Below are 15,558 nucleotides of genomic sequence, written 5' to 3' on the forward strand. Positions count from 1 at the left end.
CGGGCGACATCGGAACTGCTGGACCTACAGGCGCTACCGGCGACATCGGACCTGCTGGACCTACAGGCGCGACAGGCGACGTCGGACCTGCTGGACCTACGGGCGCGACGGGCGACATCGGACCTGCTGGACCTACGGGCGCGACGGGCGACATCGGACCTGCTGGACCTTCGGGCGCAACGGGCGACATCGGACCTGCTGGACCTACGGGCGCGACGGGCGACATCGGACCTGCTGGACCTACGGGCGCAACGGGCGACATCGGACCTGCTGGACCTACGGGTGCGACGGGCGACATCGGACCTGCTGGACCTACAGGTGCAACGGGCGACATCGGACCTGCTGGACCTACAGGCGCGACGGGCGACATCGGACCTGCTGGACCTACGGGCGCGACAGGCGACATCGGACCTGCTGGACCTACGGGCGCGACGGGCGACATCGGACCTGCTGGACCTTCGGGTGCGACAGGCGACATCGGACCTGCTGGAGCTACAGGCGCGACTGGAGCAACGGGTGTAGCCGGATCTGGTGCTATCATTCCATTTGCATCGGGCATTCCTTCTGTACTCACTTCTATACTTGGCGGTTTAGTTGGTACGACAAGTCTTGTAGGGTTTGGAAGTTCAGCAAGCACCGTTACCACTCTTGGAGGAAATATCGATCTTACAGGTGCTGGGGGCACTCTACTGAACTTTGCCTTTTCAGTTCCACGTGCCGGGACCATTACATCAATCGCAGCCTACTTCAGCACTACACTGGCACTATCACTTATAGGATCATCTGTAACGATTAATGCTCAATTATATAGATCATCCACTCCAAATAACATTTTTAGTCCAATTCCTGGAGCTACTGTAACATTAGCACCATCTCTCACAGGTTTAGTTTCAGTTGGGTCGATTAGCAATGGTCTTACTACTGGATTATCCATTCCAGTTGCACCTCAAGATCGTTTATTACTAGTGTTCTCTATCACAGCAACTGGTTTGTCATTAGCAAACACTGTAATAGGTTACGCAAGCGCAGGTGTTGCAATTAGTTAATTCAACTTTAGATAAAAAGCATCACGCTAATTATAAGGAAGATTTACCTCAGTCTGGTAATCTTCCTTTTTTTATTATCTAAATGTAGCACCTAATTTTCTGCATTGAATACAATGTTATAGAGTTGGGTGTAAATCACGTCTTGGTTCTTAAATGACTACTAAATTTTGTTAGTACTTTATGAAGAGTTTAAACTTCTAAAAAATTAATTGGAAGGGACATGATAGTTTAACCTAGCTACTCCCGTACGATAAAAAATGAAAGTGGTGAGTTTTATGTCTATGCCTAACATCCCCAATATTACTCCTTTAATTTCTCTAAATCGTTGTGACACAATTAATCTTCTTCTATCTTCAATAGCCTTGGAGGAGATTAGCTTGTCACACATTCTAAATGCAGAAGGTGAAAAGCTTCAACTATTCCTAAAATCCAATCATAGATGTTTAGAGGATTTTTTGGACATCAATGAAAGCATAAATAAGACACTTCGCACAGTAGTAAAATCTCAAATTTTGCTTGAACTTAAATTAGAAGATGTTGTTGAGTTGGATAGAAAAACACATTGTAAAGATAAATGCTGCAATAATTGCCGTAAGAGTCGTTGTAAAGATGAATGTTGCACTATTTGCCGTAAGAGTCGCTGTAAGGATGAATGTTGCACTAATTGCTGTAAGAATCGTTGTCAGCATCACAGCAAGAATCCTTGTAAGGATTGTCTGGATAAAAAGCTTGGATGAAATGTTTAAGGTTAGATATACGCATATATAGAAATGCCTAGTTGCATAGGGGAAGGAGGACGCGTAAAAATGAAAATGGATTATATCACCGCTTATAAAAAAGTAGAACCAGAGTATATAATTTTCTTTCGTTCTTTTTTACTTTTTCTTACGAAAATATTCGACTCCCTTTCAACTCATGAATCCTTACCTATAGAAACATCCAATAAAATAGAACGGAATTTTATGACTTCCCTTTCTTTACTATGGACTATGCATGTATCCATTTTTTCAAAGAAAGTATTGTGCCCCAAAATCTTCCACAATAGTTTTTCTCAACAAACTTGTGACGATTATCAATCAAGAGGGATTTTGCCTCTTTTACAACAACTAATGAGAGAAGTCGAACAATATCCCTTCCTTAATGAAGACTACAAAGCACATTGCGTAAATACTTTGGAACAAATTTCACGATATTATTATTCTTCAACTCCTATCATTGTTGAATCAAATCTTCATGTTCCTCCTCCATGGTTATCAAGTATATAATTTTGAACGCCTAGTATGGTCATCCCAATTTAGGAAGTGAGTATATGAACGCTATTCCCACGATTACTCTATGTATGATTGTGAAAGATGAAGCTAATTTCATTAATGCTTGTTTAGAAAGTGTGAAGGGACTAGTCAGTGAGATTATCATCGTAGATACAGGTTCTTCTGATCAAACAATTGAAATATGTAAGAACCATGGTGCGAAAGTATATTCTTATCAGTGGAAAAATGATTTTGCAGATGCACGGAATTATGGACTATCATTTTCAACAGGAGACTGGATTTTATGGTTAGATGCAGATGAAGAATTAGACGGCATTAATAAATCTATAATTCCAGAGATTCTCGAAAATACGAATGCCCAAATACTCTCTTTACCCGTCCATAATTACTATGGGAAAACAACCACAGTTGATAAAAACAATGTTTATTTATTATACCAACTGCGTATATTTCGAAATCATAAAAACATTATATTTCAAAACCGTATTCACGAGATACCACTTCTACCAGCAGAAATAACGGAAAAAGACATTGAAAGTCTTCCAGTGGCTATTCATCATTATGGTTATTTACAGGATGTAACGGAAACGAAACAAAAGAGCACACGAAATATTAAAATTCTACAACAAGAGTTGTCTGATCCCGCACATAGTCCTTGGATAGAATACCATTTGGCTAGTGAATTTTATAGACTAGAAAAATATCAATTGGCATTTCAGTTAGCAAATCAATCCATTTTACTTTTCTTGCAAAAAAGTCAGAAACCGCCTTCCCTACTTTACAAATTAAAATATGCGATTTTAATAGAAACAGATAGTCTAGAAGGTGCTTTGCCGGGTATTGAGAAAGCAATTCTTCTTTATCCAGATTATGTAGATTTACATTTTTATATGGGCTTCATTCTATATAGATTGGAAAACTATAAGGAGGCTTTACAAGCATTTGAAAAATGCCTTGAATTAGGGGATCATCACACTGAACATCTTGTTCTAAAGGGAATGGGGAGCTTTAAAGCGTGGCGATACAAAGGATTGTGTCTTGAACAATTAGGCAAGATGGATGAGGCGCAAGCTGCATTTCGATACGAAAAGAAAACACAGATGGATTAGGGTTGTAAATCATCGCCAGTATTTATAACTATAACTTAGACAATGAAAAGATGACTCTGGTATCGTTCCAGAGTCATCTTTTCATTGTACAAAATAATCATTTTTTACTGGGTTCAAATCATATGTGACTTGGTCTGTTTAGCAATGGATCTCCAACATCTAATCAAGGGCGACGGGTCCTCCCTCACTTCTGGTGGTAAGGGTGTTCTCGTCTATTCTTTTAATAATTAGTTTTTTCTCTGCCTTATTAACAACACTAGAGACATTTAGCTTATCCCCTTTTTCCTTACCTGCATAGATTATATAGGACAACTCTTATTTGTCATTTGTGACATAAAGTGTTGTTAAAAAAAATTAGAAAGGAGTGATCAAATGTCACAACCAAATATCCCCAATATTTCGCCTGACATTTCGATAACCAGAGATGATGCGATTAACCTACTCTTAGCCTCCATTGCGATGGAAGAGTTAGGACTAGCACATATCATTAATGCAGAGGGGGAAAAGATTCAATATGCACTCGGCACGTTACCCGGCTTGACTCCGTCAGCTTCGTTAGAGGATATCTTACAAGTAAATACAAGCGTTCAAGATACGCTCGAGTTAGCGATGAAAAAGGAGTTGTTATTGGATAGCAAATTGAAACAAGTTACTCAAATCACTACGGGAAGTGGGGTTACGGGCGCTACTGGAGCTACAGGTGCTACTGGTTCTACCGGGGATCCTGGACCTACTGGTGCAACTGGAGCTACTGGAGACACTGGCGCGACAGGCGACATCGGAACTGCTGGACCTACGGGCCCAACGGGCGACATCGGACCTGCTGGACCTACAGGCGCAACGGGCGACATCGGACCTGCCGGACCTACGGGCGCGACGGGCGACATCGGACCTGCTGGACCTACGGGCCCAACGGGCGACATCGGACCTGCTGGACCTACAGGCGCAACGGGCGACATCGGACCTGCTGGACCTACCGGCGCGACGGGCGACATCGGAACTGCTGGACCTACAGGCGCAACGGGCGACATCGGACCTGTTGGACCTACAGGCACAACGGGCGACATCGGACCTGCCGGACCTACGGGCGCGACGGGCGACATCGGAACTGCTGGACCTACAGGCGCTACCGGCGACATCGGACCTGCTGGACCTACAGGCGCGACAGGCGACGTCGGACCTGCTGGACCTACGGGCGCGACGGGCGATATCGGACCTGCTGGACCTACGGGCGCGACGGGCGACATCGGACCTGCTGGACCTACGGGCGCGACAGGCGACATCGGACCTGCTGGACCTACAGGCGCAACGGGCGACATCGGACCTGCTGGACCTACGGGCGCGACGGGCGACATCGGACCTGCTGGACCTACGGGCGCAACAGGCGACATCGGAACTGCTGGACCTACAGGCGCAACGGGCGACATCGGACCTGCTGGACCTACGGGCGCGACGGGCGACATCGGACCTGCTGGACCTACAGGCGCAACGGGCGACATCGGACCTGCTGGACCTACGGGCGCAACCGGCGCTAATGGAACAAATGGAGCAACAGGACCTACTGGCGCAACCGGCACTAATGGAACAAATGGTGCAACAGGACCTACTGGCGCAACCGGCACTAATGGAACAAATGGTGCAACAGGACCTACTGGAGCAACCGGCACTAATGGAACAAATGGAGCAACAGGGCCTACTGGCGCAACCGGCGCTACTGGTTCAGCTGGAACGGGGTCAGCATTTGTCGAAACCCTAAAAATCGGTGACTTAAATCTACAGATTCCCTTTAACGTAAACGGAGGGAACAACCAAGCCATTGGGGCTCTCGCATTTTCAGGATCAACAACAACCCTTAATAGACTTTCAACCTATGTTACACAAGTAGGATCGAGTGGCAACTTCCAAATGGCGGTTTTATCACCGTTAACTGCAACGACATCCCAAGTCATTGCTGTTACTCCTGTAGTAACTTCATTGACTGCAGGCTTGTTCACCTTACCACTAACTACTCCCGTAGTACTTTCAAGTAATACTGTTTATCATTTAGCAGTATACAACCAAGTTAACGGAGCGAATTTAGGTGGTAGAAGTACCGGCGTATCCGGAATTGCACCTGCACCGATCAACTTTAGGGTACAAAACCTAGCTGGATTCACAGTTGGCCAGATTATCAACACGAGTGATGTACAACTTATTTCACCATGGATTGCAGGTTTATCGTAACATCTTAAATAAATCGCTGAACTGCATTTGACTTTAGACTTCTAATTATTCAAGAATTGTAAAGGTATCGCGGAATAGGCATGTCACTTTTAAACACAAACTAACACAAGAGTAAGTCAAGAGTAAGTCAACCTAGGTAACCCGGTTGACTTACTCTTATTTTGATATGCTTCATGCTGAAGAATCTCCACTATATTTTTTAAACTATTCTATACAATAACAGTAAAATTCTAATCTAGGATGATCTGAAAAGATCGTAAATCGGACTCTAATTCTGTCTAAAAGTTCCTAAAGCAAAAAAACAATCCGCTAGTCTACCGCAAGCTGAAATGTTATCCTCTATTCCTCCTTTTTCTGTTTGTTTCTTCTTCATTTTTAACAATCATGCATAAACTGATTGTGACCATCTGCCCCCCCACATTGTCAACCTATATGTATGTTTAATTAACTTGTCCAATGATTTAATCATTGGACATTTATAAACATCCTGCGTTTCTATAAAACGCAGGATGTTTCATGGAGAGCAAATTGATTTAGGCCACTTCCCAACATCTTAGTCAGTGCAAATTATTCATTTTTATTTTCTTTATATTTTTCAAAAAAATCCTCATTATATTTTACTTTAGGGTCATTCGGTCGATATTTTTTAGCTTTATTATTATGTTCTTCAGAAAGTTTGGCGTCCCCTATCTCCCAATAACACAAGCATAACTGAAGATGTGGATACCAGGTTGAGTAAGCTTCTTGCTTAAATCCTTGATGGTCATCTTCCACTATTTCAAGGGCTAATCGATACCATATGATAGCCTTTTTATAATTCCTTTTACTTTTATAAAGATCTCCTAGTCGACAAGAAACCTCTGGCCGTGGAACATCATAACAAATAGACATTACTAGTGATTCATTTTCTTTTTCTACATTGCCAAGATTTCTATAACACTCTGCCATGTATATACAAGCTCGGATTTCATCCTCAACCCACCCTTTTTTTGTCGCTAAAAACATTTGATAAAACATGGTCGATTTTTGAAACTGAGCATGATCTTTTAATTCATTTGCATAATAATATAAATCCCTTGGTGAAAATTCTTCTCCTTTTTCCAAGCGTTCTTCATAAATTTTAAGGTTTCGATCACTTTGACTAGATTTCTTTGTTTTATCATTTTTGCGATGAGTAATAGCTATATCAGCATTAAAAACATTCCCACCAACTTCTAAATATTCATGGACAGGACCAATCCACTTAAAGTTATTCTCTCTCTTTACCAAACGGTTTCTCCTATAACTAAAGGTTGGATTGCCATATTCGTCAAAAGCAATATGATAAATCATTGAAACTGCATCAATTGATACATCTAGACTGTTTTTCAGGGTTTTAAATTTATTTAATTCCTCTATTGGCAAGTTATCATCCGCATCTAACCATAAGATATAATCCATTGTTGCATGACTAAATGCAAAGTTTCTTGCAGCTGAGAAATCATTAATCCATGTAAAGTCGAAAACCTTTTCAGTGAACTCCTTTGCTATTTCTTTTGTCTTATCTTTCGAACCTGTATCCACAATAATTATTTCATCACAAATCTCCCTTACACTATTTAAACATTGATGTAATACCTCTTCTTCATCTTTCACGATCACACAAAGAGTTATTGTACACATAATCTATCACCACCAAATTAGAAAATTATAATATCATATGGTGTTATTAGATATTTGGGAACCATGTTGATATGAATGTGGGCTTAATATGTATTGTTCGCTTTGTAAAATGTTATATCCAAGGTAGATCTAAGAGGAACGCAAATGTACAAACCCTTTCTTCGTACCTTGAATAGACTACAGATAGAACAACCCTTACACTTCCTATAGCACTTGTTAGCTATTAGAAATACTGGGTTATTCAATAAAAAGAAGAAAGGAAGATGTCGTATGTCGCAAGCAAATATTCCTAATATCACGCCAATAATTTCAATTACAAGGAGTGAAGTGATTAACCTCCTCTTGGCTTCCATTGCTTTGGAAGAATTAGGACTTGCTCACATCATTAATGCTGAAGCGGAAAAAATTCAATATGTTCTAGGTACATTACCTGGATTGTCTCCAGCAGCTACATTAGCGGAAATATTAGCGGTAAATGAAAGCGTTCAAGATGTGCTTGATTTGGTAATAAAGAAAGAATTGCTGTTAGAAAGTAAATTAAAACAAGTAATCAGAACAATACCTAATACGTGAACAGAAGACTCCAGTATCGTTCTCTGGAGTCTTTATTTATGTTCCTCAAAACATAATAATCTTCTTGTAAAATCCATTATTCAGGGCATCATCCATAACCGATTCATCGTCTACTTTTTATACATAAGGGACGCATGGCTTATCCACTTTCATCTCACCTGAATAGATTAGAAATAGAACAAGCCTTATTCTATCTTTTACGATAAAGGACTGTTCAAAAAAGAAAAGGAGAGATTATATGTCTCAACCAAACATCCCTAATATCACCCCTGATATTTCGCTTACGAGGGATGATGTCATCAACCTACTCTTAGCCTCCATTGCAATGGAAGAGTTGGGACTAGCACATATCATTAATGCAGAAGGGGAAAAGATTCAATATGCACTCGGCACGATACCTGGCTTGACTCCGTCGGCTTCGTTAGAGGATATCTTACAAGTAAATACAAGCGTCCAAGATATGCTCGAGTTAGCGATGAAAAAGGAGTTGTTATTGGATAGCAAATTGAAACAAGTTACTCAAATCACTACAGGAAGTGGGATTACAGGCGCTACTGGACCTACGGGCGCGACAGGCGATATTGGACCTGCTGGACCTACGGGCGCGACGGGCGACATTGGACCTGCTGGACCTACCGGCGCTACAGGCGACATTGGACCTGCTGGACCTACCGGCGCGACAGGCGATATTGGACCTGCTGGACCTACCGGCGCTACAGGCGATATTGGACCTGCTGGACCTACGGGCGCGACGGGCGACATTGGACCTGCTGGACCTACCGGCGCTACAGGCGACATTGGACCTGCTGGACCTACCGGCGCTACAGGCGATATTGGACCTGCTGGACCTACCGGCGCTACCGGCGATATTGGACCTGCTGGTCCTACGGGCGCGACGGGCGACATTGGACCTGCTGGACCTACCGGCGCTACAGGCGACATTGGACCTGCTGGACCTACCGGCGCTACAGGCGACATTGGACCTGCTGGACCTACCGGCGCTACAGGCGACATTGGACCTGCTGGACCTACCGGCGCTACAGGCGATATTGGACCTGCTGGACCTACGGGCGCTATCGGCGATATTGGACCTGCTGGTCCTACGGGCGCGATGGGCGACATTGGACCTGCTGGACCTACGGGCGCTACCGGCGACATTGGACCTGCTGGACCTACCGGCGCTACCGGCGATATTGGACCTGCTGGACCTACCGGCGCGACGGGCGACATTGGACCTGCTGGACCTACCGGCGCTACCGGCGACATTGGACCTGCTGGACCTACGGGCGCGACGGGCAACATCGGACCTGCTGGACCTACGGGAGCTACCGGGAATACTGGCGCTACCGGAACTACCGGTGCTACTGGTGCAAGTGCTCTAATACAAAACGGATTATTTAGTGTTAATGTAACATCTGTAGCAAATGGCACAGCCATTTCGTATTCAACCACGTTTATTAATGGCACTGACATTTCTCACCCTTCAAACACAACCTTTGCTCTAGCAGCTGGGCACATTTATTTGGTTTCGTATACTTTCAGAGCAACTAGTTCTATAAATGGAAATATTACTGTTACACCAAGATTTAATGCGGTATTTCAGAGTCGTTTTTCAGGTAAATCAGTTACCGGGATTGTAGATCCAAATGTTAGCGTGTCAGGAACGTTCTTAGCCAATTCTACTGCAGGTGCCATTACATTAGATTTTATTTATAATGGATCTGCAACTACCACTTTGTCTGATGGTTCTGTTTCGATTATTGAAGTTCAGTAAAATACAAGGGGTTGGCACCTGCCTTGCCTTCCCCAATAATTAGGACTGGTGTGATTAACCTCCTCTTCGCTTCCATTGCTTCGAAGGAATTAGGACTCGCTCACGTCATCAATGCGTAGGTTAAAAAAATTCAACATGTTCTATGTACATTACCTCGATTGTCTCCAGCAGCGTCATTAGCGGAAATATTAGCGGTAAATGAAAACAAGTAATCAGAACAATACCTAATTCGCGAACAGAAGACTCCAGTATCGTTCACTGGAGTCTTTATTTATGTTCATTTAAATATAATAATCCTCTTGTAAAATGTCCTTTATTCAGGACGCCATCCATAAGAATTTCGTTTTTCAGCAATAGGTTATCCATTTCGTTGTCAGAAAACCATCGCGGCCCATAGTGAATCCATATCCCTAAACGATTCATCGTATATTTTTTTATACATAAGGGGCGCATGGCTTATCCACTTTCTTCTCACCTGAATAGAATATAAATAGAGCACCCTCATTGTGAAGGAATGTTCAAAAAAAAAGAAAAAGAAAAAGGAGAGATTATATGTCTCAACCAAATATCCCTGATATTACCCCAAATATTTCACTTACGAGGGATGATGCCATTAACCTACTTTTAGCCTCCATCGCGATGGAAGAGTTAGGACTAGCACATATCATTAATGCAGAAGGGGAAAAGATTCAATATGCACTTGGCACGTTACCCGGCTTGACTCCGTCAGCTTCGTTAGAGGATATCTTACGAGTAAATACAAGCGTCCAAGATACGCTCGAGTTAGCGATGAAAAAGGAGTTGTTATTGGATAGCAAATTGAAACAAGTTACTCAAATCACTACAGGAGGTGGGACTACGGGACCCACTGGACCTGCCGGACCGGCTGGAGCCACTGGCGCGACTGGCAACATCGGACCGGCTGGACCTACAGGCGCGACGGGCGACGCCGGACCTGCCGGAGCTACAGGCGCGACTGGAGACATCGGACCGGCTGGAGCTACGGGCGCTACGGGTGACATAGGACCGGCTGGAGCTACGGGCGCTACCGGAGACATAGGACCGGCTGGACCTACGGGCGCTACGGGTGACATCGGACCGGCTGGAGCTACGGGCGCTACCGGAGACATAGGACCGGCTGGGCCTACGGGCGCTACTGGTGACATCGGACCCGCTGGACCTACGGGCAATACCGGCGCTACGGGTGACATAGGACCTGCTGGACCTACGGGCAATACCGGCGCTACAGGCGACATCGGATCCGCTGGACCTACAGGAGCTACGGGTGACATAGGACCCGCTGGACCTACAGGAGCTACGGGTGACATCGGACCCGCTGGACCTGCAGGCGCGACAGGCGACATCGGACCCGCTGGACCTGCAGGCGCGACAGGCGACATCGGATCCGCTGGACCTACAGGAGCTACGGGTGACATAGGACCCACTGGACCTGCAGGCGCTACAGGCGACATCGGATCCGCTGGACCTACAGGACCTACGGGTGACATAGGACCCGCTGGACTTGCAGGCGCGACAGGCGACATCGGATCCGCTGGACCTACAGGACCTACGGGTGACATAGGACCCGCTGGACCTGCAGGCGCGACAGGCGACATCGGATCCGCTGGACCTACAGGACCTACGGGTGACATAGGACCCGCTGGACCTGCAGGCGCGACAGGCGACATCGGATCCGCTGGGCCTACAGGAGCTACGGGTGACATAGGACCCGTTGGACCTGCAGGCGCGACAGGCGACATCGGATCTGCTGGACCTACAGGACCTACGGGTGACATAGGACCCGCTGGACCTGCAGGCGCGACAGGCGACATCGGATCTGCTGGACCTACAGGAGCTACGGGTGACATAGGACCCGCTGGACCTGCAGGCGCGACAGGCGACATCGGATCTGCTGGACCTACAGGAGCTACGGGTGACATAGGACCCGCTGGACCTGCAGGCGCGACAGGCGACATCGGACCCGCTGGACCTGCAGGAGCTACGGGTGACATCGGACCCGCAGGACCTGCAGGCGCGACAGGCGACATCGGATCCGCTGGACCTACAGGACCTACGGGTGACATAGGACCCGCTGGACCTGCAGGCGCGACAGGCGACATCGGACCCGCTGGACCTGCAGGCGCTACGGGGGCTACCGGTACAGGGTTATCCGAATTCGCTTACATTTATAACTTACTTGCTCAAAGTATTGCGATAGAAGCGGATGTTCCCTTTGATACTAATGGTGTTCTTACAGCTGGAATTACACATGCTCCCGGAACCCCTTCGATTTTATTTTCCATACCGGGTATTTACGAAGTTACTTTCTCCGTGTCTGGTACAGAACCGAATCAATTTGCGCTATTTTTAAATGGCACAGTAGTTCCGGGAACTGTCTACGGTGCAGGTGCTGGAACGCAGCAGAACAACGGGCAAGCAATATTCACTATAGCAGCTGGTGATACTCTCACTCTCCGTAATCATTCTTCCGCCGCAGCGGTTGGACTTGCGAGTGTAATCGGAGGAACACAAGCTAACGTAAACGCTTCTGTTGTTATTAAGAAATTGAATTAGTTTAAATGGGTATAGAACTTACAAATTCACTGTTTAGCTGCAATACAGCTTTCAAAAATTCACAACCAGTATAAACAATGTCTTGTATTTTTCACCATACCCGTCAGGTTCTAACAAAAAAAGGGAACAGGTCCTTTGAACTGCTCCCTATCAAGTAAACTGTAGAAATGATAAAAACACGTTAAGCGGCTTGAGCCCTGTATTCTAGGGGGGGATTAAGCCGTTTAGTCGTTTTTGGTAGCGACTAGTGTTGTAGAAATGAATATACAATGCAATGGATTTTTCCAATTCGTGAGGAATTTGCTCAAATAACATATTTCACATTTCAAAGAGCCCCAAAACTCTTCGATTGGTGTATTGATAGCCACGATCGGCTATGAATGAGCGGATGACACCAGTGTCAGGTACGCTGGTAATAAAAATTTGAATCATGTGCAGGTACCTTTAACGAAACGATTTATCATCTTTACTTTTCTTTATAAAATTCGTCTTCTAATTCCTTCTCAATTTCTTCATCACTAACCGGACCAACTTCCTCTTCTATGCCATACTTCGTTTTTATTAATTGACCCACAACTGACTTATCAATGCCATCCTTGACTGCCGCAAAGATTACTACGTACAAAATGAATAAACCAGCTATCGATAGTAAAATAGATCCCCATCCCATTTATTTATCCCCCCATTCAGAGCTCACTCTTCTGACAAATTCAAACGCAACCATTTTCTATAAGCAATCACTTCAAGAATCACTAACATACTGACTACACCCGCATGGAGTGATAAATACTCAAAAGTGAAACTAAAAATCTTATTAAAAAAGAATGCACATATAAATATAAAGAAGTTAATTAGGATTGCATCCATAATTATTTTTCTTGAACTTAATGTTAAATACTTTTTCAACATTAACCCACCTTCCTGTTATCAGATACTTAGTTTTTTCTATATTTCGGCAGAAATCACCCGTTTATATGATTCTTATTCGTTTTATGAAAACCACTTCTAATTTCTTGATTTGTTTTTAAAGTAGGAATGAAGAATGCGCAAGCTATGAATACACCAAAAAAGTTAAACGACAATGTACCGATATATATAAAACCCTCCAATATATAAAGGATAGATATACCAATTACAAAAGTGATATTGTCTCTAAAACTAATTTTCTTTCGGCGCTTATTATCCTTATAGTACAGACCAAGTTTTCTTTCTGTTAAATAAAAATAAATTATCAGAAGCAGATATGCTGCCAGAAATATAATCCATCTTTTTTGTTCCCCCCAAAAACCAAACGCGAAGATGCCTCCACCTACTAACAAAGCGAGTAGGACATATGAATAACCCATATAAACGACTGCATGAAAACTTTCATTGATTTCATCCTTTTCAGCAGGCGTTTTATTTTTCAACATCGTTTTGTCATGTACATAGTCTTCAATCAAATCATCTATTTCCTCATTGGTTAGCACATCATCATCTTCATTTTGACTAAGTTGTAGTCGTTTATGCATTGTCCATTCGATATAAATATTTAATACCATAAAAATGATTCCTAATACGATTAGATACGCAAACGGAATACGGATGAATTCACTGAGTGCGAGATAATTAATGATTAAAATGATACATCTTACTATAAAATCTACCATCCCCATTAGTTTTTCTCTTCGACTTTCAATCATCGATGTCGTAAACAATATTAAAATAAATGGCGTGAAAAACCATATCGCTGCAATCCCCTTTAACCCAAAGGTGTTTGTTAGAAGGATCAAGATAAAATTATTTATATGAAATAGTACGTTACCTAACATTAAGGTTTTTAGCTTCTGGTCCATTTTATTCTGTCTCTCCTATATTAACTTCATCGTTCTTCTGTTAATGGTATTCTACTTGACCTTAATTTAACTGTCTAACTTAGTGTAGCCCGTCTACCCTACCTTCTACGTCCCTATGGGTAGTATTCGCCAACGGTACATTTTCCACCTTTAAGAGTTTTAAAAGGTACCTGTGCAAGGTGCAATTATGACAATTCGCAAACCCGGATAATAACTCAAGAGGACACCGACAAAGTGTTATACAGTCGGTGTCCTCTTTTCACTTTATGCAATTGTAGTGTATTGTCTGAATCTTGTCTTGCACAGGTACCTCAAAAGGGTACCTTAAAGATGGTGCCTCGAAAATGCCTCAAAAACGCGGTTGTTAGATGGTTAATGAAAAATTAAACTTAAAAACGGTAGCTGACTTTCATCTCCGGTGGATATTTTTTCCGGTATTAACTTAATTGGTGAAAACTATTTACAGTTATCAGAATTAATGTTATTGTCTGTATGTAAGCGAAATCAATGTGCGGAGGAGATAGCGAAAATGACGTTAAGTAAATATAAAGGAATCATTCCTGCATTCTATGCTTGTTATGATGAAGCTGGAGAAATATCAGAAGAAAGAATAAAAGATTTTTCTACTTATCTTTATGAAAAAGGTGTCAAGGGGCTTTATGTTGGTGGCAGTTCAGGAGAATGTGTCTATCAAAACCTGGAAGAAAGAAAGGCAACGTTAAAATATGTTGCAGAAAATGTTGGCGGTAAACTTACCCTCATTGCACATGTTGGTGCACCTTCAACGAAGGAAAGTATTGAGCTCGCACAGTATGCGGAAGAATTAGGTTATGATGCATTGTCTGCAATCCCGCCGATTTATTTTCTACTACCAGAAACGGCGATTGAAAAGTATTGGACAGAGATTATGGATTCAACGGATCTTCCTTTTATTATTTATAACATCCCGCAAACGACAGGGTATAATCTTTCAACGAATTTACTAGAAAAGCTACTAGAAAATGAGAAACTGATCGGGGTCAAAAATTCATCCATGCCAGTGATGGATATTGAAAGATTCAAGGCCGCAGCACATGAAGACTTCATTGTATTCAACGGTCCAGACGAACAGTACGTCGCAGGTAGGTTGATCGGGGCGGATAGCGGTATTGGCGGTACATACGGCGTAATGCCAGAGCTTTTCTTGAAAGCCGAAGAGTTTGTGGCTGAAGGCAAGTTTGCAGAAGCGAGAAGCATTCAAAAAGTGATTAACGATATCATTATTGAATTATGTTCCTTGAATGGTTCCATGTACTCGGTGATTAAAGAAGTTTATAAATTACGAGGATTAAACATCGGTTCTGTTAGAGGACCATTAGAGCCGGTACACGGAGAAGATCTTCATAAAATTGAAGTCATCAAGAACAGAATTGATGAAGCAATAGAAAGTTACCTGTAATTTTCGGAATAGCAGCAAGTCTAATAGGAAGAGGAAATCTTTCTTAGGGAGGG

The 15,558-nt window shown here is 43.4% G+C and carries 14 protein-coding genes and 1 pseudogene; 10 read left to right on the top strand and 5 right to left on the bottom strand.

Annotated elements, in window-relative coordinates; all coding sequences use genetic code 11:
- A partial coding sequence (locus J4G36_RS15515; protein ID WP_305792231.1) for an exosporium glycoprotein BclB-related protein occupies positions 1 to 1,046 on the top strand: 1,046 nt, incomplete at its 5' end.
- A gap of 281 nt (positions 1,047 to 1,327) precedes the next feature.
- A pseudogene (locus J4G36_RS18950) lies at positions 1,328 to 1,534 on the top strand (alpha-helical endospore appendage domain-containing protein); the annotation flags it as partial.
- A gap of 39 nt (positions 1,535 to 1,573) precedes the next feature.
- On the opposite strand, the gene J4G36_RS15520 reads toward J4G36_RS18950, so the two are convergent.
- Complete coding sequence (locus J4G36_RS15520) at positions 1,574 to 1,735, bottom strand: hypothetical protein (RefSeq protein ID WP_210471312.1); 162 nt, start codon at positions 1,733 to 1,735, stop codon at positions 1,574 to 1,576.
- Between the two features lie 117 nt (positions 1,736 to 1,852).
- On the opposite strand from J4G36_RS15520, the gene J4G36_RS15525 reads away from it, so the two are divergent.
- The 3 genes from J4G36_RS15525 (at position 1,853) to J4G36_RS18770 (ending at position 5,649) form a co-directional block, all read left to right on the top strand.
- Positions 1,853 to 2,311 carry a hypothetical protein gene (locus tag J4G36_RS15525; protein ID WP_210471313.1) on the top strand — a complete coding sequence of 153 codons (459 nt, stop codon included), beginning with the start codon at positions 1,853 to 1,855 and terminating at the stop codon, positions 2,309 to 2,311.
- A 44-nt stretch (positions 2,312 to 2,355) separates the two neighbouring features.
- The gene (locus J4G36_RS15530) at positions 2,356 to 3,426 is read left to right on the top strand and encodes a glycosyltransferase (RefSeq protein ID WP_246880666.1); all 1,071 of its coding nucleotides are present in this window, start codon (positions 2,356 to 2,358) and stop codon (positions 3,424 to 3,426) included.
- A 372-nt stretch (positions 3,427 to 3,798) separates the two neighbouring features.
- Positions 3,799 to 5,649, top strand: a complete 1,851-nt coding sequence (locus J4G36_RS18770) for an alpha-helical endospore appendage domain-containing protein (protein WP_210471314.1) — start codon at positions 3,799 to 3,801, stop codon at positions 5,647 to 5,649.
- 567 nt (positions 5,650 to 6,216) lie between these two features.
- Here the strand turns inward: J4G36_RS18770 and J4G36_RS15540 are convergent.
- A complete protein-coding gene (locus J4G36_RS15540) occupies positions 6,217 to 7,311 on the bottom strand; it encodes a glycosyltransferase (RefSeq protein WP_210471315.1) in 1,095 nt (364 codons plus the stop codon).
- A 270-nt stretch (positions 7,312 to 7,581) separates the two neighbouring features.
- Here J4G36_RS15540 and J4G36_RS15545 point away from each other — a divergent pair, with 270 nt between their 5' ends.
- The 4 genes from J4G36_RS15545 to J4G36_RS15555 all read left to right on the top strand — a co-directional run bounded on the left by J4G36_RS15545 (position 7,582) and on the right by J4G36_RS15555 (position 12,232).
- Complete coding sequence (locus J4G36_RS15545) at positions 7,582 to 7,884, top strand: alpha-helical endospore appendage domain-containing protein (protein WP_210471316.1); 303 nt, start codon at positions 7,582 to 7,584, stop codon at positions 7,882 to 7,884.
- 238 nt (positions 7,885 to 8,122) lie between these two features.
- Positions 8,123 to 9,658: an alpha-helical endospore appendage domain-containing protein gene (locus J4G36_RS15550; RefSeq protein ID WP_210471317.1), complete on the top strand. Its 1,536-nt coding sequence runs from the start codon at positions 8,123 to 8,125 to the stop codon at positions 9,656 to 9,658.
- 50 nt (positions 9,659 to 9,708) lie between these two features.
- Positions 9,709 to 9,777 carry a hypothetical protein gene (locus J4G36_RS18955; protein ID WP_483315909.1) on the top strand — a complete coding sequence of 23 codons (69 nt, stop codon included), beginning with the start codon at positions 9,709 to 9,711 and terminating at the stop codon, positions 9,775 to 9,777.
- 433 nt (positions 9,778 to 10,210) lie between these two features.
- Entirely contained in the window at positions 10,211 to 12,232 is a 2,022-nt protein-coding gene (locus J4G36_RS15555; RefSeq protein WP_210471318.1) for an alpha-helical endospore appendage domain-containing protein, read from the top strand.
- Between the two features lie 466 nt (positions 12,233 to 12,698).
- Here J4G36_RS15555 and J4G36_RS15560 read toward each other — a convergent pair whose 3' ends face one another.
- Genes J4G36_RS15560 through J4G36_RS15570 form a run of 3 tightly spaced genes read right to left on the bottom strand, consistent with a single transcriptional unit; the run spans position 12,699 to position 14,067 of the window.
- Positions 12,699 to 12,902 carry a hypothetical protein gene (locus tag J4G36_RS15560; RefSeq protein WP_210471319.1) on the bottom strand — a complete coding sequence of 68 codons (204 nt, stop codon included), beginning with the start codon at positions 12,900 to 12,902 and terminating at the stop codon, positions 12,699 to 12,701.
- A gap of 23 nt (positions 12,903 to 12,925) precedes the next feature.
- Positions 12,926 to 13,141 (bottom strand): hypothetical protein, encoded by a 216-nt coding sequence (locus J4G36_RS15565; RefSeq protein ID WP_210471320.1) that lies wholly within the window; start codon positions 13,139 to 13,141, stop codon positions 12,926 to 12,928.
- A gap of 53 nt (positions 13,142 to 13,194) precedes the next feature.
- Positions 13,195 to 14,067, bottom strand: a complete 873-nt coding sequence (locus tag J4G36_RS15570) for a hypothetical protein (RefSeq protein WP_210471321.1) — start codon at positions 14,065 to 14,067, stop codon at positions 13,195 to 13,197.
- A 529-nt stretch (positions 14,068 to 14,596) separates the two neighbouring features.
- On the opposite strand from J4G36_RS15570, the gene J4G36_RS15575 reads away from it, so the two are divergent.
- On the top strand, positions 14,597 to 15,505 hold the full coding sequence (locus J4G36_RS15575) for a dihydrodipicolinate synthase family protein (RefSeq protein ID WP_210471322.1): 909 nt from the start codon (positions 14,597 to 14,599) through the stop codon (positions 15,503 to 15,505).
- The last annotated feature ends 53 nt before the right edge of the window (positions 15,506 to 15,558 follow it).

It is taken from the genome of Sporosarcina sp. 6E9 (assembly GCF_017921835.1).
Taxonomy (GTDB): domain Bacteria; phylum Bacillota; class Bacilli; order Bacillales_A; family Planococcaceae; genus Sporosarcina.

Coding starts and splice junctions, on each gene's coding strand:
- J4G36_RS15555 (WP_210471318.1), top strand. CDS start 10,211: ATGTCTCAACCAAATATCCCTGATATTACCCCAAATATTTCACTTACG.
- J4G36_RS15525 (WP_210471313.1), top strand. CDS start 1,853: ATGAAAATGGATTATATCACCGCTTATAAAAAAGTAGAACCAGAGTAT.
- J4G36_RS15545 (WP_210471316.1), top strand. CDS start 7,582: ATGTCGCAAGCAAATATTCCTAATATCACGCCAATAATTTCAATTACA.
- J4G36_RS15560 (WP_210471319.1), bottom strand. CDS start 12,902: ATGGGATGGGGATCTATTTTACTATCGATAGCTGGTTTATTCATTTTG.
- J4G36_RS15520 (WP_210471312.1), bottom strand. CDS start 1,735: ATGCTGACAACGATTCTTACAGCAATTAGTGCAACATTCATCCTTACA.
- J4G36_RS15565 (WP_210471320.1), bottom strand. CDS start 13,141: ATGTTGAAAAAGTATTTAACATTAAGTTCAAGAAAAATAATTATGGAT.
- J4G36_RS15550 (WP_210471317.1), top strand. CDS start 8,123: ATGTCTCAACCAAACATCCCTAATATCACCCCTGATATTTCGCTTACG.
- J4G36_RS15530 (WP_246880666.1), top strand. CDS start 2,356: ATGAACGCTATTCCCACGATTACTCTATGTATGATTGTGAAAGATGAA.
- J4G36_RS15540 (WP_210471315.1), bottom strand. CDS start 7,311: ATGTGTACAATAACTCTTTGTGTGATCGTGAAAGATGAAGAAGAGGTA.
- J4G36_RS15575 (WP_210471322.1), top strand. CDS start 14,597: ATGACGTTAAGTAAATATAAAGGAATCATTCCTGCATTCTATGCTTGT.
- J4G36_RS15570 (WP_210471321.1), bottom strand. CDS start 14,067: ATGGACCAGAAGCTAAAAACCTTAATGTTAGGTAACGTACTATTTCAT.
- J4G36_RS18770 (WP_210471314.1), top strand. CDS start 3,799: ATGTCACAACCAAATATCCCCAATATTTCGCCTGACATTTCGATAACC.